Origin of the sequence: Croceicoccus esteveae (genome assembly GCF_031846435.1) — a bacterium.
In the GTDB taxonomy this organism is placed as follows: Bacteria; Pseudomonadota; Alphaproteobacteria; order Sphingomonadales; family Sphingomonadaceae; genus Croceicoccus; species Croceicoccus esteveae.
On record NZ_JAVRHS010000019.1, the window covers coordinates 1 to 21,346 of the forward strand.

The following is a 21,346-nucleotide window of genomic DNA, read 5'->3' on the forward strand; positions in this document are numbered from 1 at the left end:
CAAGGTCGACAAAGCTATACCGCGCCAGGGCCGAGTAAACGCTATGTTGGCCGCGTTCCAGACGCGGCAAACGGATTTTCAAACAGCGAAAATCCGGTTCAAGGACCCATCAGGCGCATCCCGCACCATTGACTATGATATCGCTACTGGCACGCCAGAGCAGCAGAAATACATTAAGTTCTATTCAGTGCAGGGCATCAATCCTCCAATGGATGAGTCCTGCGTCAGCCTAGCACCATTTCTAGCTGATGCGATGAAGGTCCGCGTCAGCGCCGAACGAACGTAGGTCAGTTATGATCTGGTATCAGATCAGGAGAGCATTCGCCTTCGGAAGGGTAAAGCATCCGGACCTTGAGCCTTTTCTGACGTGGGTGCCTTTAGCAATTGGATTAGCTCTTTCAGTTATTTGCGAGCTGCTTCCGGTTCGGCCTCAACTAACCGGGGACGGGAGCGTCAGCAGGCACATGTTGACCGTATTCGCCATTCTTCCTGGATTTTATATTGCGGCGCTTTCTGCAATTGCGACATTCAGTCGGGAGGAGATGGATTTCGAGATGCCCAATCCCGCTCCAAAGCTTATTTTAAGAACAAGGGGCGAGATGAAGAGGTGTCCCTCACTTTTCGGATGTTCCTCTCGCATATGTTCTCCTACCTGACGGCGTTATCGTTTGTGGCCGTGTTCCTGTTTGTAGCAGCAGAGCTGCTTGCTCCAAGCGCAAAGGTGTTTCTTAACAAGGTTCCCGACGAATTAATAATCTCAACCATTCGGGTGAGCGTGCGCGAGGCCTGCAATCAACTGTTAAGCGGCGGATACTTGTTTCTATCGTTTTGGTTTGCGGCAAAGATCGTCCTGACAACAATGATCGGACTGTATTTCCTAGCAGAGCGGATCCATCGGCCGAACGCCTGACTCGCCTGCATCACATCTCGGCGGTGTAGCAGGCCGGAGATTCTGTCGCGGAACTCAGTAATTTAGCGACAGCACTGGGGCAACTAGCGACTTTAGGGGGCAGCAGCGCACTGCTTTGACCGCTGAGCAACATGCGCCCTCACCTGCCCAAGCCGGGAGCACAGTCCCTTCGATGCGCGGCCCACCTCGGCCTGGAGCTGCTCGGCCTCGGCTTCGGTTAGAGCCAGCGTATCCCGAGACAATCGCCGTGAGCGCAGTGCCGCTAGCCGTAGCACCAGCGTCCAAGTCCCTTGCGGATCGAGCGTGACCTTGCCGACGCCATGGCAAAGCATATTGCGGAAGCTGTCGTGGACGCGAAAGCGCTCAAGGGCTAACGATGCGCCCGTGCCCTCGGCTTCGAACGGCCCACCGGCAGCCACTGCTTGGGCAAGGGCATCGAGGCGTTGACCGACGAGATGCGGGAGCCGGACCTGCTGCCCTTTCCCCTCCACTTCCGCCAGAGCGATCAAGCACTCGGTTACGGCGGCCTCAGCACGCGTAAACGAGTCAAGGCACCGACCGCGCCACTCGTTCACGCGACTGGTCGCATTGGCGAATGGCTGAAATGGAAGGGCCAAGTCTTGGGTATGCGTGATCGCTTTCATGCGTTGAACATGCCAAGCACAGGTTGATTAAGGGTTTGCTCCTTCGGGCGGGCTCCCCCATTTGCTTCGAGATGTCCCGCCGTCCCAGAATTCGCACTTCCGTACTCTGCCGCGTTTTTGCTTGCGGGCACCAGTAGGGTTAAATTCCGAACGCCTTCATGCTCGCATCGACCAGCCCTTCGATCCCGCGGCGTACCTCACCGCGCCGAACTGACAACGGAGCCTCCTCAATAATTAACACACCCGACCCCGCTTCCACGCGATCCTTGAGCAACTGTTCGCGCCCAAAGAAGTAGGGCCAAAAGGTTTCGGTTCGGGTAACCGAATAAGCGAGATCGGCGGAGAAGCCGACGAGTTGGTCCTGCCCGAAAATGCGGCCTTGTTCGGCATGCTCGACCCGCACGCCGCGGCCACCCTTTATCACTAGCCGCGCCGGGCCGTGAAAGATGACGTAGCGCAATTGCATCGTCAGCCAGGCATTGAGCGAGCCGAGCCGCCATTGGGTGGTGACCCGCAATCGCCGGTGGATCGGCTGCGCCACCGCCGCGAGAGCGCGTGGCTGCACCACGCATGAGGCGCCCTCAGGCAATGTCAGGATCGTGACTTCCGCTAACGGATCGCGCACGGCCGACACTGTCGTCACCTCTCCGTCGCCCCGGATGCGGGTCAGAAAGGCAAGGCCCGAGGCAAGGCTGGTGAACAGATGCCGCCAGTCCAAAAACCATTGTGTCTCCTTCCTCCCGGCATGGCTGGTGGTTTGTAGGTAGTCCTGGCGCACCAGTAGTTCCTCGCCGGACGCAAGCCGCACGCTGACCGATGTTGTTGATCGCGCAGCGAGTGGGATCGGAACACTGACGTCTCTTAGTATGCGCAAGCGGATTGCTGGACGCCGCATCGCTGCCGGCGCGAGTACGAAGTAGCAAAAGATGCGGATGAGGAAGGGCACCGCAATAACGATTGCGAGCGCGATTGCAGCCTGTCGCAGCAGCGACGGCAATCCGAGCCGCTGTGACCAGAGACGTAGTTTCTGCGGTAGCGAGCCACGCCATTCAATCTGGGCCTTGGCCGCATCGGCGCCCAGATCGCGCCCGACGCGCTCAATGGTGCTGGTGGCTACGGCTGCTCGCTCAAAAGCGGCGTTCGCCTGTCGGCGAGCCTCAATTCTACTGCGTGCGACCGTCAGCAGGTGATCTCGTTGCCGCATCGTTTGGCGAGCCGTGGCGCATCGCTGCTCGCGCAATACGATTAGCGCTTTGTGCTCATCACTATCCCACCACTTACGCAGCCGCCATCGCCAACGATCCTCAAAGCTACGCACTTCACGCGCAGCGGCATTGCACCTGGGGATGGCTTGGCTGACGCGAGCCTGCTGCGCCCTTAGATCCGTAAGCGCAGTGAGCGTTGCCCCATTGCTAGCGACGGCTGCCCGCGCTGCCTCAACCGCGGGCAGCTCCTGATTGACCCAACCGAGGCGCAGCCGCTTGCGCTCAAGCGGAAGCACCGCATCGGGATCGGTGATGGCAAGCATCCAGCGAGGTCTGGCCCCAGCAATTTCGTTCCTTAGTGTCGTGCGTTCGCTTCGAAGCCGGGCTAGGCGTGCGTCAAGCTCGGCAACGCTGCTGGTGCGCGATGCCTGCGCCTGGCGGTTGAACGTGGATACAGCAAGGCTTCGCTCGGCAGCTATTGCCTGAGTGGCATGGCTCAGTACCTGCGCTCGCATTTGCGCCGGCGTTCTTCCGGCGATGACTTGCTTCGCCCATGGCACAAGCACTGTGCTTATGCTGATCGCGATCAGCAGCAGGACGTATAAAACCGCTTTGCGGCTAAGCCAGTTGAACAGTTGTCGGATCGCGCTCACCCATCCCCTTCCCACCCAGCAAAGGCGATTTGGCAGCGCATGACAAGGGATTGTGCTAACCTGAAAATGTGCATAACATCAACCAAACAAAATTGAAGGTGTGCACATTTGAAAATAATCACACTTGCGGCGCAGAAGGGGGGCGTTGGCAAAACAACCTTAGCCGTTAATCTCGCGGTTGCCGCCCAAGTGGCTGGCATCAAGACCGCCCTTTTCGACCTGGATCCCCAGGAAAGCGCTACCGCGTGGAGTGAGCGGCGCGAGGCCGAACTCCCTCATGTCGAGCCGATCAGCGCACGGCGGTTGGATCAGGCTATCAACGCGGCCGAGGCGAACGGCTTTGCCCTTACTCTCATCGACACACCGCCCGCCGCTGGCGCAGAAGCCGTCGCCGCGGCGCAGCGCGCGGATCTCGTCCTGATCCCGTGCCGCCCTTCCCTCGTCGATTTGGACGCGATCAAGCGCACTGCCCAGCTCATCAGCAGCACCGGAAAGAGCGCATATGTCGTGCTCAATGCCGCTCCGCCGACCGCCACAGCGCTGTTAGAAGATGCTCGTACCCTGGTTGAGACTTCAGGGCTGAAGGTTGCACGGGCGGTGCTGCGCGAGCGCAGCGTTTATCGTGCGGCATGGCCTTACGGCCTGGGCGTGATCGAGCATGAACCTGCTGGAAAAGCCGCTCAGGAGATTGCTTTGCTCCGCGCATTCCTGTTTGAAGTATTGCAGTCCTGCACACCTGCAGATGTGAAGGTTTGATATATGGCACGTCGCTCATCTCTTCTCGCCCCAGCGATACCAGAAAAGCCGAACCAAGAAGCTGTGGCGGAGTCTCGCCCTTCCCCGCTCCCGGAGCAGCCGGCGGCGCGATCGAGCGGACGGCGCCCCGGCAAATATCATCTCGGGGCCTATTTTGATCCCGCAGACCCGACTGCGGAGGCATTCAGGGTGCTGGCGGCACGGACGCGGCGCAGCCATCAGGACTTGCTGGCGGAGGCCATTGCCGAGCTAGTTGCCAAGTATGACGCTAACCAGCAGTTCGGCCGCTGATAATGTGCAAGATTGCACACATGCACAGGTGCAGGTCTGAACCGTGAAGAAGCGGCGCGATCCCAACTCGGAGTTTGACCTGTTCCTGCCGATCATGGGCGACCTTCCGCTCAAGGATCAGCGGGAGACGATGGAGCGACCATTCTTCTCCTTGCAGAAGCGCAAGCGGGTCAAGCCGATCGAATATACCAGTCCGGATGGCGCGACCTGGGTGAAGATCGAAGCGATCCCGGCTTATGGCATGGCGACGATCTGGGATGCCGATATTATCATCTGGGCCACCTCCACGCTTAACCGAATGCGTGAGCGGGGGATCAACGACCTTCCGAGGACGCTCCAGACCACATCCTACGACCTTTTGCGAGCGATCAAGCGCGATACCAGCGGGAGGGCATACCAGGAGCTGCAAGCAGCCCTGCAACGGCTACAGACCACGTCCATCTCCACGTCCATCCGCGCACCCAAGCGGCGCAGCAAGGCGGGCTTCAACTGGCTCGATAAATGGACCTTGGAAGTGGACCCCGACACCGATCAGCCCCGTGGTATGACCATCACTCTGTCCGATTGGGTCTATGAAGGCATCATGGCGGAGCGATCGCTGCTCACCATGCATCCCGATTATTTCCTGCTTTCCGGAGGGCTGGAGCGGGCGCTCTATCGCATCGCCCGCAAGCACGCTGGCAACCAGCGAGGTGGGTGGACGTGCCGGGTCGAGGTGTTGCGCGACAAGACCGGTAGCGACAGCAAGCCCAAAGAGTTCAACCGGATGCTGCGCAAGATCATCGAGGCAAACCAGCTTCCTGATTATGCGGTGGAAATGGCGACGACCGCAGATGGCAGTCCGGCCGTAATGTTCCGGTTGAGAGGGGAGGCGGAGGCGTTGGCGCTGTCTGAACAACTCCAGGCAGAGCAGGAACGGCGGGCTCGCTTGGATGCCGATCGCCGGAGAACCACAGAGGTTGATGACCTTATGGACCGCCTCGCACGCCGCCCCTGACTATCGTGGTTTCACACACCGCAGCTCAGGAAGGGCGGGCAGCGTGACGCGGATCATGGACCGATAGCCGCCCGAGAAGGGCAATCTGGAGCCACTTCCTATCGTGGGATCACACACCTTTCGTTCGTGGTTTCACACACCCTGCTATCGTGGGATCACACACCGAATCACGTGGTTTCACCCACCGGGCAACACAGTAAGTGATTGGAGAGAAAGACGTACTTTCGCTTTCCCACAGGCTTAACTTGTTTAACGATTCCTATTTAACAGAATCTCTTAACGACAGGGCTCAGCCAAAAGCGCAGCCCTGAGAAGGGCACGCGGAATTGGCCTACGGCCAATGCGTCCTCGATCCGTGCCGGCTAACGCCGTCACCAGAGCGGCCTATCGGCCGCAGGGCTTCCGAAAGAAGCCAAGCGAAACCGGCGGTGTGTGCCTTCAGCGTTCCGCCAGCGGAGATGGGCGGTGAGGCGCTACCTCAAACCTCGCCTTCAATCTTCCCGGCCGGTGTGTGCGATCACGCCGGATCGAACAGGGCGGCGAACTCGCGCTGGTCATAGTAGCGGACCTTGCTGGCCCAGAGCGGGCGTTCGCCCTGGCGCAGCAACAGGAGCGTGTCGACCGGCATCCGCATGATTTCGTCGGGCGTGACGAGCCGCCGCGCCGTGACATGCGTGCTGACGCTTTCCGAAGGGCCGGCGCGATTGTCACCCCAGCCCGTGCCGCGCGACGTGCTGAGGGTCGCATATTCCAGCGTCGTGTCGCCGATCGTGCGTGAGAGCATGTCGGCGGTGGCGTGATCGTTGACCCCGAACGTCTGGATCACGCCGGCATTGGACATGAACGTGCCGGCGCGCTCGCCGTAAAGAGCGCGGAGCTGGTGCATGTCCTGGAGGATCGGCCACAGCTGGAGCCCATAGCCGGCCATCAGCCCCATCGCGCGCTCCACCGGCTCCAGTTGGCCGAGGGCGGCGAACTCATCGAGCAGGAACAGCACCGAGCGTTCCGGCCGGGCAGGGGAGCGCGCCATATCGGTGACGGCCTGCGCGACCAGCAGCCGCAGCCAGCGAGCATAGGTATCGAGCCGATCCGGCGGCAGGCACAGGAACACGGTCCCGGGCCGCTCCTTGAGGTCCGCGAAGCGGAAATCGGAGGCGGACGTGCTTTCGACCAGGCGCGGGCTATCGAGAAAGTGGGTGTGGCGCTGCGCCGAGGACAGCACGCCGGCGGCCTCGCGATCGGACTTGCCGAGGTGACGGTTGGCGGCGCGTGCGATCAGGCCATGCGCGCCGCTGCTGGCCTGCATGTCTGCCAGCAGCGCGGCGAATCCGGCGGGATCGCGGGTGAGCTTGTCGCGCACGGTCGCCAGCGTGGCGCGGGCAGGGGGGGCGTGGACGACGGTGTGTAGGATGATGCCGGCGATCAGCGCCTTGGCTTCCTCATTCCAGTGCGCCTCGCCCGATTGTCCCGGCGCGTCATGGACCAGCGCGTCGGCGATCGTCTGTGCATCTTCCGCGAGGTCCGGGCTCGCCGGGTCGAGCTGCGCTAGGGGGTTGTAGCGGGCCGCAGGACGCCCGGAGACGCCGAAGGGGTCCAGGCACCATACAGCACCCTTCCTGGCCCGCGCACGGGCCGTGACGCGGGCATTCTCGCCCTTGGGGTCGATGCAGACCACCGAGCGATCGAGCAGGAGCAGGTTGGGGATGATCGTGCCGACGCCTTGCCCGATCGGGTGGGTGCGATCGTCAGCAGGTGGGCCGCGCCGTCATAGCGGAGCAGCTTTCCCGACTCCTTGGCGCGACCGATCAGGAGATCGCCGTTCGCTTCCAGCTTGCGCACGTCGGCGCGGTCGCCGAACCGGGCCGAGCCCAGCAGCTCATTGCGACGGTTGCCGGCGCGGCTGTTGATCCACCAGGTCGCGCCGATCAGGCCGACCAGGACCAGGAACGACACCGTGCCGGAAATCTGCCCGACGCCGAAGATGCCTTCCAGCCATCGTGCGGTCGCATAGGCTGCGACGAACGAGACGACGATCGCGAGCCGCCAGCTGATCGGCCGACGCCCGCCGATGAGCGGCCCCGCCATCAGCCGACCTGTTCCAGAGGCGTGATCGCCAACGCCGGATCGGCATCGGGATGACCGAGCAGCTTGAGGATGATTTGCGTGGCGAGGGCAGGGGGCACCGCCTCATCGCGCAGCATGTCGAACAGCAGGTGCTCGTCCGTTTCCAGCGCCATGCCTTCGATGGCGAGATTGGCGCGCGAGTCCGCATCGTCGTCGCGCCACATGGCGACTTCGGCCGGGGTGCCGCGCACGAAATCCAGGGCCCGGATTTGCCCGCGGATCGCCTCAATATCCAGGAGCGCCATCGCCTCTCTCCGTCGCTTCCGTTTCCGCGTCGAATGTCCGCTTGCCGCGCCGCTTCCATAGCGCGAGCGTGTCGCCGGCGTCGTCGCCGCGCGCCTTGCCGACCAGTTCCAGCAGCGCGCCGTAGATGGTCGCGCGATCATCATCGGCGAGTTCGACCAAGCCCGCCTTTTGGACGAGGCCACCCAGCTCGATCAGGTGGCGGGTGCGTTCGCGGCGTTGCACGACCCAGCCTCGCGTATCGCTACGACGCCGCGCCGCTTCCAGACGCTGGATCAGCGCCCGGTTGCGCGTTCCCGCCGTCGCCGTTGCCGCCAGCAGTCCGGCTACCTTTGCGCCCGCGCCGCTGAAAGAAGGCGGCGCCTTTCGCGCGCCACGCCTCCTTCGCTTCCGCATCCTTCATGGCGACGGCATCGAGCAGCGCGCCAGCGAGCGTTTCCATGTCGAGCGCGTCGGCGCCGGTTGCGGTGACGAGCTGGCCGAGCTGTTCGATGCGGCGCGCCTTGATCGCCTTCGCGCGGCTCTCCAGCGCCTTCAACTCCGCGTCATAGTCGCGCACCTTTCGCATGGTGCTTTCTCCTTCCGCACCGGATTTACCGCAGCCTAGCAAACGAGAGCGGACAGGCAACCCACAACGGGAACGGGCGAAGTCAATCAGCAGGAGCGGAGCGGATGATGAGTGCGCGCTTATACGTCGTTGCCGACGTGCGCTAAGTAGGGCAGTGTGCGGAGCGTCATGGCGATCTACCACTTCTCCGCCAAGGTTGTGAGCCGCGCGAACGGATCGAGCGCCGTCGCGAGTGCCGCCTATCGTTCCGCGTCGGAGCTGCACGATGATCGACTGAACCGCGATCACGATTTCAGCAACAAGGCGGGCGTGATCCACTCCGAGGTGATGTTGCCGAAGGGCGCACCGGAGCGTTTAAACGATCGCACGACCCTGTGGAACGAGGTGGAGGCGGGCGAGAAGCGCAAGGACGCGCAGCTTGCCCGCGAGGTGGAGTTCTCGATTCCACGCGAGATGAACGAGAAGCAGGGCATCCAGCTTGCTCGCGATTTCGTGAAGACGCAGTTTGTCGATCGCGGGATGGTCGCGGACCTGAACGTGCATTGGGACAAGGCGAAGGACGGCAGTCCCAAGCCGCACGCGCATGTGATGATGACGATGCGCGACGTGGGACCGGACGGCTTCGGGAAGAAGAACCGGGACTGGAACAGCACCGAGCTGTTGAAGGACTGGCGCGAGGCATGGAGCGCGCATGTCAACGAGCGCATGGCCGAGCTGGGGCTTGAGGGCCGGATCGATCACCGCTCCTATGAGGCGCAGGGCATCGCGCTGGAGCCGCAGCACAAGATCGGACCCGCAGCATCACGCCGGCCGGAGCAGGGGCTTGAGGCGGAGCGGATCGAGGATCACACCCGCATCGCGCGGGAGAACGGCGCGAAGATCATCGCCGATCCCAATGTCGCGCTGGACGCGATCACGCGCAGCCAAGCGACGTTCACCGTCCGCGACCTTGCGACGTTCGCGTTCCGGCATAGCGACGGCAAGGAGCAGTTCGACCAGGTGATGGGGGCGGTGCGCGCCAGCCCCGAGTTGGTCGCATTGGGGAAGGACGGCCGCGACCAGGAGCGGTTCACGTCACGCGACATGGTCGCGGTGGAGAACCGGCTTGAGCGCGCTGGCGACGAGCTGGCGGGCCGCACCGGGCATGGCGTCGCCGATCGGCACCGCGACGCCGCTACGGCCAAGGCCGAGGAGCGTGGCCTTGTTCTGTCGGGGGAGCAGCGCGACGCCTTCGATCATGTCACCGGCGACGCAGGGCTGGCGTCCGTTGTCGGCTACGCCGGTTCGGGCAAATCGGCGATGCTTGGCGTCGCGCGCGAGGCATGGGAGGGGCAGGGCTACACCGTGCGCGGGGCGGCGTTGTCGGGCATCGCGGCCGAGAATCTTGAGGGCGGGTCCGGCATCCAGTCCCGCACCATCGCCAGCCTTGAACACGCATGGGGACAGGGGCGCGAGCAGCTAGGCCCGCGCGACGTGCTGGTGGTGGACGAGGCGGGCATGATCGGCTCGCGTCAGATGGAGCGGGTGTTGAGCCAAGCGCGCGATGCCGGGGCCAAGGTCGTTATGGTCGGCGATCCCGAACAGTTGCAGGCGATCGAGGCCGGCGCGGCGTTCCGCAGCGTCACCGAACGGCACGGCGCGGCCGAGATCACCGAAGTTCGCCGGCAGCGCGAGGACTGGCAGAAGGAGGCGACGCGCGCACTCGCCACCGGCCGCACGGCCGAGGCGCTGGACGCCTATGATGGCCGCGGCATGGTTCACGCGGCCGACACGCGCGAGCAGGCGCGGAGTGAGCTGGTGGATGGTTGGGATCGTGCGCGACAGGCCGAGCCAGGCAAATCCCGCGTCATCCTCACCCACACCAACGCCGAGGTCCGCGAGCTGAACGAGGAGGCGCGCGGCCGACTTCGCGCGACCGGCGACCTTGGCGACGACGTGACGTTCAGCGCGGACCGGGGAACGCGCGCGTTCGCGCGCGGCGACCGCTTGATGTTCCTGCGGAACGAGCGGTCGCTAGGGGTCAAGAACGGCACGCTTGGCACGATCGAGCAGGTATCGGCCGAGGGCATGAAGGTTCGGCTCGACAGTGGCGCGCACGTCGCGTTCGACGCGAAGGACTATGCCCATGTCGATCACGGCTACGCGGCGACGTTCCACAAGTCGCAGGGCGTGACGGTCGATCGGGCGCACGTCCTCGCCACCCCCGGCATGGACCGGCACAGCGCCTATGTCGGCCTGTCGCGGCACCGTGACGATATGCAGCTCCATTATGGCCGGGACGACTTCGCCGACCAGCGCCAGCTTGTCCGCGCCCTGTCGCGCGACCGGGGCAAGGACATGGCGGGCGACTACACCCGGCCCGAGCAGGACCAGGCCCGCGCGTTCGCCGATCGGCGCGAGATCCGGTTCCCGGAACTCGCGCGCCAGGTGGCGGAGAAGGTGCGCGACAAGGCCAGGGGCATGTTTGCCGGCTTCCGGCCGAAACCGGCAGCGGAGCGGGCGACGTCGCCGGAGCGCAGCGCGGCCGACCGCCCACCTCCACCCTCGCAGGCAAAGGCGATCGAGCGTTATGCGCGTGCCGGTGCCGACATAGGCCGGATGCTGGAGAAGGGTTTGCCGGTGCTGGCGCATCAGGAACAGGCACTGGCGAAGGCAGGCGACGCGCTCGACCAGGTCCGGCCCCATGCCGCACGCGACCTCGCATCGGCGCTGGCGCGCGATCCGAAGCTGATCGAGCAGGCCGCAAGGGGCAACACCAGCGGCGCGGCGAAGGCGATGGAAACCGAGCGCCAGGTCCGCACCGATCCAGAGAAGCGCGCGGGCCGGTTCGTGGAGCAGTGGCAGGGCATGAAGGAGGCACAGGCTAGCATGGAGCGTGCCGGTGACCATGCGGGTGCGGAGAAGATCGGCGAGCGCATGGAGAGCATGGCGGGCGGGCTGCGCCGCGACCCGCAGCTCGAATCCGTGTTGCGGCGTCGCGCGCCCGAGCTGGCGTTGAACATGGAGCGGGGCCGGTCGATCGGGCAGGAATTGGCGCAGTCGGTCACGATCGGCCGCGACCGCGACCGTGGCATGAGCCGGTAGGTGACGATGGACAACGATATTCAGGACGGTGGTGATCCCGCAGAGGCGTTCGACCGGCTACGCGCCGTGATCGAAGGCCAGGACCGAGAGCTGGCGTTGCTACGCCGTGCCGTCGAAGGATTGGCGGCCGAGCGGGCGCATATCGACGTTCCCGACTATTCCGAGACGCTGGGGCGGATGCAGCAGGGCGTGGACGCCACGGCGGACCGGATCGCGGTCATCAACGACGTGATCGCACGCAGTCCGGCGCTGGCGATGACACCCGAGCAGATGGCGCAGCGGATCGCGGCGGCCGGGAACGCCGCCCGCCGTGAGGATCAGGCGGCACTCGCCAAGGCGGGCGAGGACAAGGCGCGCGTCATGGCCGAGCTTCGCGCTGTCGCCGGGTCCGCGTGGACACGGGCCGATCAGAGAAACCGGCAGCTATGGTTTGGGCTGGGCGGGGCAGCGATCGGCATCCTCGCATGGGCGATCGTGCCGGGTCTCGTCGCGCGCAAGATCGCGCCGGCGAACTGGCACTGGCCTGAGCGCATCGCGGCGCGGACGCTCGACATGCCGATGTGGGAAGGCGGGCAGCGCATGATGCAGAGCGCCAGCCCGGCCGCGTTCCGCGCGATCGTCGCCGGCGACAGAATCGTGACGGCCAATCGCGAAACGATCGAGGGATGCAGCAGGGCCGCGACCAAGGCGGACGAACCGGTGCGATGCACCGTCAAGGTAAGGCCATAAGTAGATTACGCAGTTTCTAGCCGTTCGTGATTCCAAGCTCTTTGCGCTTAGGATTCGAGTCGGCATGCACCAGCTTCGCGTAGCGCTCTGCCATATCCAGGTGAATTGCTGCAATTGATGGGTCGGTCGCAGACGCGGCCAGCTCGCGTTCTTGCTGCTCGCGTTTCGCGTAATAGTCAGTTGTAGCCTGATCCATTATCGCAGCTCCTTGGATCAGCGCCATGCGCCATGTCCCGGTGCGTGCGCCCCCGCCCGCATTCACAACAATAGCCCATGACTGTTGCGTAAGCGAGTCGACTCCAAAACCCTTGGAGCGTGTATGTGTTAGCGGTTTGGTATCGACTCGCCGTCTAGTCTTGGGGGCGAAGAGGGACGGATCGTGAAACAGGACGAAGAAGCGCGACTTGACGCGCTATACCAGTTGAACCTGCTCGACACGCCTCCGAGCGCGAGCTTCGATCGCATCACGCGCATGGCGAGCCAGATCTTCAATCTGCCTATTTCGGCGGTATCACTGACCGATCGGGACCGGCAGTGGTTCAAATCGCGTGTCGGGGTCGAACATAGCTCCATACCGCGCGACAAGGCACCGTGCGCGCAGGTGGCGGAGACCACCGAGGTGCTGGTCATCCCCGACCTTCTCGCCGACAACTGCTATGCGACGAGCCTCCTGGCGGAAACAGGAGTTCGCTTCTACGCTGGCGTTCCGCTCGTTACCCGCGAAGGATTCGGCCTCGGCTCGCTTTGTGTGCTCGGCACGGAGCCGCGAACGGTGTCTGAGGTGGAGATGACCGGCCTGAGCGATCTGGCCGATATGGTCATGGCGCAGATCGAGATGCAGCACGCATTCGGGCGCATCGATCCCCTCAGCGGCCTTACCAACCGCACCCAGTTTCTCGACGATCTTGAAGACCTTGGTCGGGATGCGCCTGGCGAGCGGCGATATGCCGTGCTGCTCGACCTTGCCCGTAACGACCAGCTCAACAACGGCCTGCGCGTGATGGGGCCTTCGTTCGTCGATGACATGGTGCAGGATGCCGCCAGGTCGCTCCGGGCAGCACTCGGCCCCGGACGAACGGCCTACCATGTCGCTGCAACGCAGTTTGCGTTCCTGTCCCCGCCTGAGCCGGAGCGGGACGCATATCTGGCGTTGCTCCGCTCGATGCTGGCGACAGCCCAGAATGCTTCCGTCGTTCGGTTCGCCATGACCACCGCGATTGGCGTCACGCCCGTCATTCTTGGTGAGGCGGACCCGCGCGACGTGCTGCGCACCGCCTATAGCGCCGCCCAGGACGCCCGTGCGTCAGAGAACGCCGTTAGCCTCTACTCACCCGACGAGGACCGCGTTCACGGCCGCAGGTTCACGCTCCTCAACGATTTTGGTGCCGCGCTCGACCAGCCGGGTCAGCTCAGGCTCGTATTTCAGCCGCGGGTCGATGTCGCCTCGGGGCAGTGCGTCGGGGCGGAGGCGCTGCTCCGCTGGAAGCATCCTCGCTTGGGGGAAGTGTCACCCGGAGAGTTCATTCCGATCATCGAGCAGACCTCGCTTGCGAAGCCCACTACCGCATGGGTGCTTGATACGGCCATGCGACAGCTTGCAGCCTGGCGGAAAGAGGGACTCGACCTTCAGCTTTCGATCAACGTCTCTGCGGCCAATCTCGAAGAAAGCGACTTCGCCGGACGCGTGCAGCTCTATCTCCTGAAGCACCGGCTGCGCCCGGATGCGATCGAGCTGGAGGTGACGGAGAGTGCCGTGATGGAGAATGGCGGTCGCGCCATGACGCAGCTTCGCGAGCTGAAAGCCGCCGGGGTGCCGCTGGCAATCGACGATTTCGGCACGGGCTATAGCAGCCTTGCCTATCTCCAGCGCCTACCGGCGCGGGTGGTCAAGATCGACCAGTCATTCATCCGGCACCTAGCGGAGGAAGAGCGGGACCAAGCCCTTGTTCGTTCAATAATCACCCTCTCGCACGATCTGGGCTACCGCGTCGTTGCCGAAGGCGTTGAGAGCGCCGCCGCTGCGACGATGCTGGCCGGGATGGGGTGCGAGGAAGCACAGGGCTACCACTTCGCACGACCAATGGAGGCGGAGGATTTCCGGCAGTGGTTGGTCGCTTCGTGCAGTTTGCCGCTGAGGACCGCCACCGCATCCGACGCAGCAGCAGGCGGACATCCTGGCCCGAGCCGGGTGCAACGCGATCCAGGGCTATCTTTTCGCAAAGCCGCTCTCGCCGGCTCAGGCCAGCGATCTACTCGACCAGGCGACACGCTCGGCTAAAGGCAGCTGCCTATGTCTGCCGACATACTTGGTCGCAAGCTGATCGACACCGCCGCTACACGTGCTCCACAGCGGCGGTGTCGATCGGCATCGATAAGCGTCCTGTTCCCGGTTATTCCGCCAATCAGCCGTGCGGGCGCATAACAACCTTGATCACACCTTCTTCCTTGTCGCGGAATTTAGCGTACATTTCTGGCGCGTCTTCAAGACTGGCCGGGTGGGTGATCACGAAGCTGGGGTCGATCGCGCCCGCGACGATTTTTTCCAGCAACGGTCTAGTATAGCGCTGCACGTGGGTTTGGCCGAGCTTGATCGTTAGTCCTTTGTTCATCGCTGCACCGATCGGAAGCTTGTCACCCATCCCGACGTAGACGCCGGGCACGGAGACCGTGCCGCCCTTGCGGCAGCTCATGATCGCCTGCCGCAGGACGTGGACGCGATCAGTGGCGAGCATCATGCTTGCCTTCACCTTGTCCATGACCGCGTCCGCCGCCCCGTGCGCGGCCGCCTCGCAGCCGACAGCATCGATGCAGCTGTCGGGGCCCCGGCCCTTGGTTCGCGCCTGCAGCTCGTCATAGACATCGGTTTCGGCGAAGTTAATCGTCTCAGCGCCACCGGCCTCCGCCATGGCGAGTCGCTCGGGCACCTCGTCGATCGCGATCACGCGGCCGGCGCCCATCATCAGCGCGGAGCGGATGGCGAACTGGCCGACCGGACCGCAGCCCCAGATCGCGACGGTGTCGCCATGCTCGATCTGCGCATTCTCGGCGGCCATGTAGCCGGTCGGGAAGATATCCGATAGGAAGAGGGCCTGCTCATCGGTAACGTTGTCGGGAATCTTGATCGGACCGACATCCGCCATCGGCACGCGGAGATACTCCGCCTGGCCGCCGCAGTAGCCGCCCAGCATGTGGCTGAAGCCGAACAGCCCGGCGGGCGAATGGCCCATCGCCTTGGCGGCCATCTCGGCGTTCGGATTGGTCCGATCGCAGGCCGCAAACAGACCCTTCTTGCAGAACCAGCAATCGCCGCAGCTGATCGTGAACGGCACCACCACCCGGTCCCCGATCTTGAGGTTGGTGACCTCGGACCCGAGCGCCACGACCTCGCCCATGTTCTCGTGGCCGAGGATGTCGCCGGCCTCCATGGTAGGCTGATATCCATCCAGCAGGTGAAGGTCCGACCCGCAGATCGCGCAGGCGGTTATTTTGATGATCGCATCGCGCGGGTGCTTGATCTCGGGATCCGCGACGGTGTCGACCCGGACATCGCCCTTACCGTGCCAGCATAGTGCGCGCATGTCGTTTCCCCATCTAATCGGACGTCCCCGTCGTAAGGACCTCGTCTAAGGCGCTCAATGCCTTGGGCTGCGGCATGGTTCCCGTCTGTCGGATCCGTGAACGAGCAGCCATTTTCGGGCAGCGATCGGCGAGCTCACCCGCGACATCAGGCTCAAACTGTTCGTAAAACGGCCGTTTCGCGGCCCACCCCGACTCTCAAAACCGAGCCCGAGCTGCTAATTGGCGCGACCCGCAAAGAACCCGTGCGCCAATCTATGTCCGGAAAACGGTGGTTTGTTGAAGGTCAAAACCGGTCGGATTTGACATCGGCGGCTACCTCCAGCTTTTACGCGGGTTTACAGGTGTCAGAATCCCGTGTCAGAAGCGGGCCAGATGCGATCGGCGAGCTTCTGGAACTCCGACACACCGAGCGCCCCTCTTTCCCGCGACTTCGATCCTGGAACGGCAAGTCGGTCCTCGACGGCGCTGTAAGGCGCCTCCCACATCTCGCGCGGTTCGAGGGTCAGATTGTCGAGCAAAACCAGCAGCACGGTGTCGCAGTCAGCATCCCGTTTGATTGTGCCGAGCCGCTGGCTAGGGTTCGCTTTCTCGCCATAGGCCCGCCCCTTGATCTGGACCCGGACCGGACCGTGCGGAGTGTGCCGGATAGCATCGTACCCTTTCGTCCGTGGCGGAGCGAGTTCCAGGCTCAGAAGCTCCGCCGCCACATATTCGGCGACCTCGCCGGTCACACCCAGCGGCTTGCCCGTGAGCTGGTAATATTCCGCAGCCAGCGGCTTTACCGCCGCTAGGATTTCGCGGACGCGGCGGGTTTGGGTGCTCTCGGTCATCGGTAAAATGGCCTACGTTCCTCCAAGCCCTATGCCGCCGGAAAGCGGACGACGTTCGACGGTAATGAGGGTACTGCAAAGCCCGTCATGCGCGCGAACAGAGGTTCAGCTACTCCCAGATCATCAAGCATGTGGTGAAGGCCGACCAAATCCCGATCAGCAAGCCAGCTAAGTGCTGAATGAAGCAGTTCCGGTTGTTCTGGTTCGATCACATCGTCGTACTTTTCAGCCTTGGCTTGACCCGACTTTACGAGATGCACATTCGCGGTGCGATATTGTGCTGCATCGATCAGGCCAAGGTCGAAAGCCCGGCGAACGATTGCACGTACCGACACCTTCCAGCGCCGCTTCATGGCGAATAGCCCAGTCCAATCGAGCATCCGGCGCGTCCGTGGAAACTCTTTGGCAAAGGCCGCCCGTGGAATGAGGAAGGCACTTGCGAAGCGGTGTGCCTGATCCTCCGTCACTTTGTCGCCAGTGATGATCCCTTGGTGCATAACCAAGTGGCCGGCTTCGTGCGCAAGGTCGAAACGGAGCCGAACCGCTGCCGTCTTGGCGCTCGACCGGACGATAAGCGGGCGTCGGCGGGCGATGGACAAGGCATCGATACGGTCGGAAATATCATCGAAGTGAACGACCACGGCGCCGGCGTTCTCGACAACGCGTGTCATGCTGGTGATCGGCGCATCCAGCCCGAGATGCCAATGGCGACGAGCCTCTTCCGCAATCCCTTCCACTTCCTCCATCAAGGTTGGATTTACGGCGTCCGGAAAATCGACAGCTGGCAGTTGCAGCCGCTTGTCCAAGGCATCCACCAGGGCCTCGACGAGCGTTCCGCGAGCCGCAGCTTGCGCCAGGATCGTCCGCGGTGCCGTTGCGAGACGACGGAAATGGCAGTCGTCTTCCCGCACCGGGCGGACGACCGGTGAAGCAAAAAAGCCCGGCGTGACCTCCAGGGCGGCGGCTAGCGCCGCCCGCAGCTCGCCTGTTGGCTCGTTCGTATTGTTCTCTAGCCGGTGGATGAATTGGCGACTGACGCCCACCATGCCGCCCAGCTCGTCCAGCGAAAGGCTCGCCAACATGCGAGCCAAGCGGAGCCTGTCGCCATGGAAGTCGGCAGTGGGGACGCGTTCATGCATGGCCGGGATCCGGCTGAGTGACCTCGTTCAATTCCTTCACCGACCGGAGCGTTCTTTCGCGTCGCCATCGGCGGCATCGTCCTCACTGCGATCACCGATGGCAGGAGGCGGCAGTTCGCGGCCCTCGGGTCGGGCATCGTCAAGCATAACCACCAGCGGATCGGCATCGGCCAGTGAGATCGGCCAGATCGTCTCGGCAGCACCGTTGCGTAACGCCGCGAAGCACGCCTCCAACATCGCGCCTTCCTCGTCGGTCGTCAGACCCATGCGGAACAGAACGCCCGCAGTGGGAACACCCGGCTCCAACTCTAGTAGCAGCTGTTCCATCGGGGTGGCGGTAGCAATCCGATCAGAGGGTTCGGCGAAGTCGCCGCGCCAGAACCGCATCGGAACTTTGCCGATGCTGAATTGGAATCGCATGCCGTCATTGATGACGCCGAGCCATTCGAAGCCCGACGTGCCGGCTGCCTGTATGATCTGGTGCTTGGCATAGCTGTAAGCGCATACGCCTCTGGTCCAACTATCACCGCCGATCGCCGGTTCGTGCCTATCGACGGCATCGTTGCGGCCTCGCTCGATGAGCTGTGCCACGCGGATCAGGCGCTCTTCAGTTAGCTCCGGATTGTAGTCCCACGGACGCATACTCGCCCCTTCAGCTTGGCGTTTCCGTTAAAATGTCAACCAATCGTCATTCTGTCAACCATGTGGTTGCGAGCCGGTAGGAAGAGCATGGAGGTCTGCTTAAGTTGGATGTTCAGTTCTGACGAAGGCCGAAAGTCTCCGAAAAACGAGGGGTTTCGGGAGGACGCCTCCGGGAGGTTGCAAGAGAGCAGAGGAGGGCGGTCCTATCTCTTAGAACTATCCCTTGTTTGTTCCCCTCAAATCTGCGCATCCTGTTATGAGTTTCAGGAGGCAACATGCTTGTCGGCTATGCGCGGGTGTCCACTCGCGATCAAAATCCAGCGGCCCAGATCGAAGCCCTTAAGGCTATCGGCTGCGACCGCGTGTTCGTCGAAAAGCTGTCAGGCGCAAGCCGTGACCGGCCCGAGCTGAAGGCTGCGCTTGATTACATGCGGGCAGGAGACACGCTCGTCGTTTGGAAGCTGGACCGCTTAGCGAGGTCCGTTCGCCAGCTCGTCGAAACGTCGGCCGACCTGAACGCCCGCGAGATCGGGCTGCGCGTCCTTACACAGCAGATCGACACCACATCGGCCGGAGGCCGTCTCATCTTTCACGTTTTCGCGGCTGTTGCCGAGTTCGAGCGGGAGCTGATGCTTGAGCGTACCCATGCCGGCCTTGCATCGGCACGCGCCGCAAATCGTCGTGGCGGCCGGCCGAAGGCACTCGACGAGGCGCAGATCAGGCGGGCAAAGGCCATGCTCGCGGATCCGATGATCACCGTTGAGGAGGTCGCCCAGCAGCTAGGCACCGCACCCTCAACTCTTTACCGGCATATTCCGGGCGGCCGCAGCGCCGTCATGGGCGGGGCTGCATGACTCAGGCACTGAAAATTCGATCGAACGTCGTCACCTTAAAGGCGACGCCTAAGAAGCCCCAGCCGGTCCTGCCGGCGATGCCCGAACGGGCAGGGCGCTATCCCGAGCTGCGCTACATGGGATCGAAAACCCGGCTCCTGCCGTGGATCCATAGCGTTCTCGACGGTCTGGATTTCGAGAGCGCCATGGACCCGTTTTCGGGCACGGGATGCGTCTCCTACATGATGAAGGCAATGGATCGCCGCGTCATCGCGTCGGACTTCCTGAACTTCACCAGCACGGTCGCCCGTGCGACGATCGAGAATAACAGCACGCATCTCGATGGGAAGGCGATCGCCCGCCTAATCGACCCCACACCGGCGACGCATCATTTCATCGAAAAAACCTTTAACGGCGTGTTCTACACGCGCCCTGATCTGCAATTCCTCGACCGCGTATCGGGCAATATCGGCCAGCTACAGGATCCGCATCAGCAGGCGCTCGCCTATGCGGCCCTGTTCCGCTCCTGCCTGAAGCGTCAGCCGCGGGGAGTGTTCACAATCTCGGGCGATCTTTCGCACTACGACGACGGCCGGCGCGATCTGCGCCTTTCCCTGGAGGAGCATTTTCTCGAACAGATTGAAATCTACAACGCGGCCGTGTTCGACAACGGCCGTAAGAACCAGGCGCTGCGCTCGGACCTTTTCGAATTGCCGCGCCGTAAGGTCGACCTCGTCTATCTCGACCCGCCTTATGTCCCGCGTGCCGACGACAATTGCTACGTCAAACGCTACCACTTCCTTGAGGGGCTGTCCTGCTACTGGCAGGGCCTGCCGATTGATGAGAAGACGAAGGTGAAGAAGATTGCGAAGCGCTACACGCCGTTTAGCTATCGCCGCACGGCCATTGATGCTTTCGACCGTATGTTCGCTCGCTTCGCGAAAAGTCAGATCGTGCTGTCCTATAGCTCAAACGGCTTTCCTGACCTCGACCAGCTTGAGACGCTGATGCGCAAGCATAAGAGCAGCGTCCGCGTGTTTGAGAAGCCACATCGTTATCATTTCGGCACCCATGGGGGCGTTGAGCGCGCGGCCGTAACCGAATATCTGATCGTGGGACACTGATGCAAGTACGCGATCAGACGCTGGACGAGATCAAGACCAGCCTAAGTCCACTCACTGTCGATTGGATGGACGACGCGGCGCGCGAAGCGATGGCACTCCTGGCAGAGCTGCCCGTCAAGGAAAGCTACGACCGCAATGACGTCGCGGCGATGTTGGATCAGGGTTTCGATCGCGGGATCCTGTGCGCGCGCCTGTTCCTCATGATGTCTAAGGACTCAATGACGACGGCGCTTACCGAGAAGCTGCCGACAGGCGGCATAGGAGCCAAGCGCTATAAGGCCGAGCGGGAGGCCTTCCTTGATGCTCTCGACAGCCTTGGCCTGCCCATGCAGATGGCGGCCACTATCAACTATCAGCCCGTATGGAGCGATATCCTCAAGGAGCGTCTGCGCTCCGGCCGGGGATCCGCCATTCAGGGGCAGAAGCGAGGCAGAGGCCTTGAGGACTTCACCGAGGTTTTGGTCCGGGAGGTTTTCGGCGACTCCTATGAGACGCGCTGCACCTTCACCGGCGCTGACGGCAAAACCGCCAAATGCGATATCGCGATCCCTGACCGAAACCGACCCCGCATCGTGATCGAGGTGAAGGGCTATAACGCGACCGGCTCAAAGATGACCGATATCATCGGCGACCTGGACGCGATCATCGACGCCAAACGTCACGACACGACTCTCATGTTCGTGACGGACGGCTCAACCTGGGCGGCCCGCCTTTCTGACCTGAAAAAGATCATCGATCGTCAAAATCAGGGGAAGATTGCCCGCATCTACACCACGAAGATGCAGGCTGCGTTTTTAGATGACTTGCAAAGCCTGAAGGGCTCGATGGGGCTCTAGCTTTGAAGGCAGTGACCGCGAAGTCATGACACTAAAGGGGGAGGGATGCTGAAGCGAACTGAACGACAGGTATTTGCCTATGACATGATCGTAGGCGCGCGTGCGCAGAATGCAGTGCCTCCTACAATGGTTGAAGTGATCGCAGCATGGGAGACGATG

21 protein-coding genes and 1 pseudogene are annotated in these 21,346 nt (G+C 62.8%); 12 read left to right on the top strand and 10 right to left on the bottom strand.

Annotation, left to right across the window (positions count from 1 at the left end):
* The 3 genes from RM533_RS13270 to RM533_RS13280 form a co-directional block, all read left to right on the top strand.
* Nucleotides 1-286, top strand: a 286-nt coding sequence (locus tag RM533_RS13270) for a hypothetical protein (RefSeq protein ID WP_311341711.1), incomplete at its 5' end; no start/stop codon positions are given.
* A gap of 81 nt (nucleotides 287-367) precedes the next feature.
* A complete protein-coding gene (locus RM533_RS13275; RefSeq protein ID WP_311341712.1) occupies nucleotides 368-910 on the top strand; it encodes a hypothetical protein in 543 nt (180 codons plus the stop codon).
* A 422-nt stretch (nucleotides 911-1,332) separates the two neighbouring features.
* Nucleotides 1,333-1,581 (top strand): hypothetical protein, encoded by a 249-nt coding sequence (locus RM533_RS13280; RefSeq protein ID WP_311341713.1) that lies wholly within the window; start codon nucleotides 1,333-1,335, stop codon nucleotides 1,579-1,581.
* A gap of 112 nt (nucleotides 1,582-1,693) precedes the next feature.
* Here the strand turns inward: RM533_RS13280 and RM533_RS13285 are convergent, their stop codons facing one another.
* Complete coding sequence (locus RM533_RS13285) at nucleotides 1,694-3,082, bottom strand: AIM24 family protein (RefSeq protein WP_311341714.1); 1,389 nt, start codon at nucleotides 3,080-3,082, stop codon at nucleotides 1,694-1,696.
* Between the two features lie 438 nt (nucleotides 3,083-3,520).
* On the opposite strand from RM533_RS13285, the gene RM533_RS13290 reads away from it, so the two are divergent.
* The 3 genes from RM533_RS13290 to RM533_RS13295 are packed head-to-tail and all read left to right on the top strand — an operon-like array spanning nucleotide 3,521 to nucleotide 5,456.
* The gene (locus RM533_RS13290) at nucleotides 3,521-4,168 is read left to right on the top strand and encodes a ParA family protein (RefSeq protein ID WP_311341715.1); all 648 of its coding nucleotides are present in this window, start codon (nucleotides 3,521-3,523) and stop codon (nucleotides 4,166-4,168) included.
* A gap of 3 nt (nucleotides 4,169-4,171) precedes the next feature.
* Nucleotides 4,172-4,459, top strand: a complete 288-nt coding sequence (locus tag RM533_RS13745; protein ID WP_432265085.1) for a ribbon-helix-helix domain-containing protein — start codon at nucleotides 4,172-4,174, stop codon at nucleotides 4,457-4,459.
* 43 nt (nucleotides 4,460-4,502) lie between these two features.
* On the top strand, nucleotides 4,503-5,456 hold the full coding sequence (locus RM533_RS13295) for a replication initiator protein A (protein ID WP_311341716.1): 954 nt from the start codon (nucleotides 4,503-4,505) through the stop codon (nucleotides 5,454-5,456).
* A 517-nt stretch (nucleotides 5,457-5,973) separates the two neighbouring features.
* Here RM533_RS13295 and RM533_RS13300 read toward each other — a convergent pair.
* The 4 genes and pseudogenes from RM533_RS13300 to RM533_RS13315 form a co-directional block, all read right to left on the bottom strand.
* Nucleotides 5,974-7,541, bottom strand: a pseudogene (locus RM533_RS13300) (type IV secretory system conjugative DNA transfer family protein).
* Nucleotides 7,541-7,825 carry a hypothetical protein gene (locus RM533_RS13305; protein ID WP_311341717.1) on the bottom strand — a complete coding sequence of 95 codons (285 nt, stop codon included), beginning with the start codon at nucleotides 7,823-7,825 and terminating at the stop codon, nucleotides 7,541-7,543. The pseudogene RM533_RS13300 and the gene RM533_RS13305 overlap by 1 nt, the downstream one beginning before the upstream one ends.
* The gene (locus tag RM533_RS13310) at nucleotides 7,806-8,048 is read right to left on the bottom strand and encodes a conjugal transfer protein TraD (RefSeq protein ID WP_311341718.1); all 243 of its coding nucleotides are present in this window, start codon (nucleotides 8,046-8,048) and stop codon (nucleotides 7,806-7,808) included. The genes RM533_RS13305 and RM533_RS13310 overlap by 20 nt, the downstream gene beginning before the upstream one ends.
* Nucleotides 8,049-8,067: 19 nt before the next feature.
* A complete protein-coding gene (locus RM533_RS13315) occupies nucleotides 8,068-8,391 on the bottom strand; it encodes a conjugal transfer protein TraD (protein WP_311341719.1) in 324 nt (107 codons plus the stop codon).
* Nucleotides 8,392-8,559: 168 nt separating this feature from the next.
* On the opposite strand from RM533_RS13315, the gene traA reads away from it, so the two are divergent.
* Nucleotides 8,560-11,475 carry a Ti-type conjugative transfer relaxase TraA gene (gene traA / locus RM533_RS13320; protein ID WP_311341720.1) on the top strand — a complete coding sequence of 972 codons (2,916 nt, stop codon included), beginning with the start codon at nucleotides 8,560-8,562 and terminating at the stop codon, nucleotides 11,473-11,475.
* Nucleotides 11,476-11,481: 6 nt separating this feature from the next.
* The gene (locus RM533_RS13325) at nucleotides 11,482-12,204 is read left to right on the top strand and encodes a DUF6118 family protein (RefSeq protein ID WP_311341730.1); all 723 of its coding nucleotides are present in this window, start codon (nucleotides 11,482-11,484) and stop codon (nucleotides 12,202-12,204) included.
* A 16-nt stretch (nucleotides 12,205-12,220) separates the two neighbouring features.
* Here the strand turns inward: RM533_RS13325 and RM533_RS13330 are convergent, their stop codons facing one another.
* The gene (locus RM533_RS13330; protein ID WP_311341721.1) at nucleotides 12,221-12,400 is read right to left on the bottom strand and encodes a hypothetical protein; all 180 of its coding nucleotides are present in this window, start codon (nucleotides 12,398-12,400) and stop codon (nucleotides 12,221-12,223) included.
* A gap of 183 nt (nucleotides 12,401-12,583) precedes the next feature.
* Between RM533_RS13330 and RM533_RS13335 the strand changes: the two genes are divergently transcribed.
* Nucleotides 12,584-14,482 carry a sensor domain-containing phosphodiesterase gene (locus tag RM533_RS13335; RefSeq protein WP_311341722.1) on the top strand — a complete coding sequence of 633 codons (1,899 nt, stop codon included), beginning with the start codon at nucleotides 12,584-12,586 and terminating at the stop codon, nucleotides 14,480-14,482.
* A gap of 124 nt (nucleotides 14,483-14,606) precedes the next feature.
* Here the strand turns inward: RM533_RS13335 and RM533_RS13340 are convergent, their stop codons facing one another.
* The 4 genes from RM533_RS13340 to RM533_RS13355 form a co-directional block, all read right to left on the bottom strand.
* A complete protein-coding gene (locus tag RM533_RS13340) occupies nucleotides 14,607-15,782 on the bottom strand; it encodes a zinc-dependent alcohol dehydrogenase (protein WP_311341723.1) in 1,176 nt (391 codons plus the stop codon).
* Nucleotides 15,783-16,127: 345 nt separating this feature from the next.
* On the bottom strand, nucleotides 16,128-16,613 hold the full coding sequence (locus tag RM533_RS13345; RefSeq protein WP_311341724.1) for a DUF6998 domain-containing protein: 486 nt from the start codon (nucleotides 16,611-16,613) through the stop codon (nucleotides 16,128-16,130).
* 29 nt (nucleotides 16,614-16,642) lie between these two features.
* Complete coding sequence (locus tag RM533_RS13350) at nucleotides 16,643-17,752, bottom strand: XRE family transcriptional regulator (RefSeq protein WP_311341725.1); 1,110 nt, start codon at nucleotides 17,750-17,752, stop codon at nucleotides 16,643-16,645.
* Nucleotides 17,753-17,788: 36 nt separating this feature from the next.
* Nucleotides 17,789-18,394 carry a hypothetical protein gene (locus tag RM533_RS13355; RefSeq protein WP_311341726.1) on the bottom strand — a complete coding sequence of 202 codons (606 nt, stop codon included), beginning with the start codon at nucleotides 18,392-18,394 and terminating at the stop codon, nucleotides 17,789-17,791.
* Between the two features lie 275 nt (nucleotides 18,395-18,669).
* Between RM533_RS13355 and RM533_RS13360 the strand changes: the two genes are divergently transcribed.
* From RM533_RS13360 to RM533_RS13370, 3 genes are read left to right on the top strand one after another with little or no spacing between them, the layout of a single operon-like run.
* Entirely contained in the window at nucleotides 18,670-19,248 is a 579-nt protein-coding gene (locus RM533_RS13360; protein ID WP_311341727.1) for a recombinase family protein, read from the top strand.
* The gene (locus RM533_RS13365; protein WP_311341728.1) at nucleotides 19,245-20,351 is read left to right on the top strand and encodes a DNA adenine methylase; all 1,107 of its coding nucleotides are present in this window, start codon (nucleotides 19,245-19,247) and stop codon (nucleotides 20,349-20,351) included. The genes RM533_RS13360 and RM533_RS13365 overlap by 4 nt, the downstream gene beginning before the upstream one ends.
* A complete protein-coding gene (locus RM533_RS13370) occupies nucleotides 20,351-21,187 on the top strand; it encodes a DpnII family type II restriction endonuclease (protein ID WP_311341729.1) in 837 nt (278 codons plus the stop codon). Before RM533_RS13365 ends, RM533_RS13370 begins: the two co-directional genes overlap by 1 nt.
* Nucleotides 21,188-21,346: the final 159 nt, after the last annotated feature.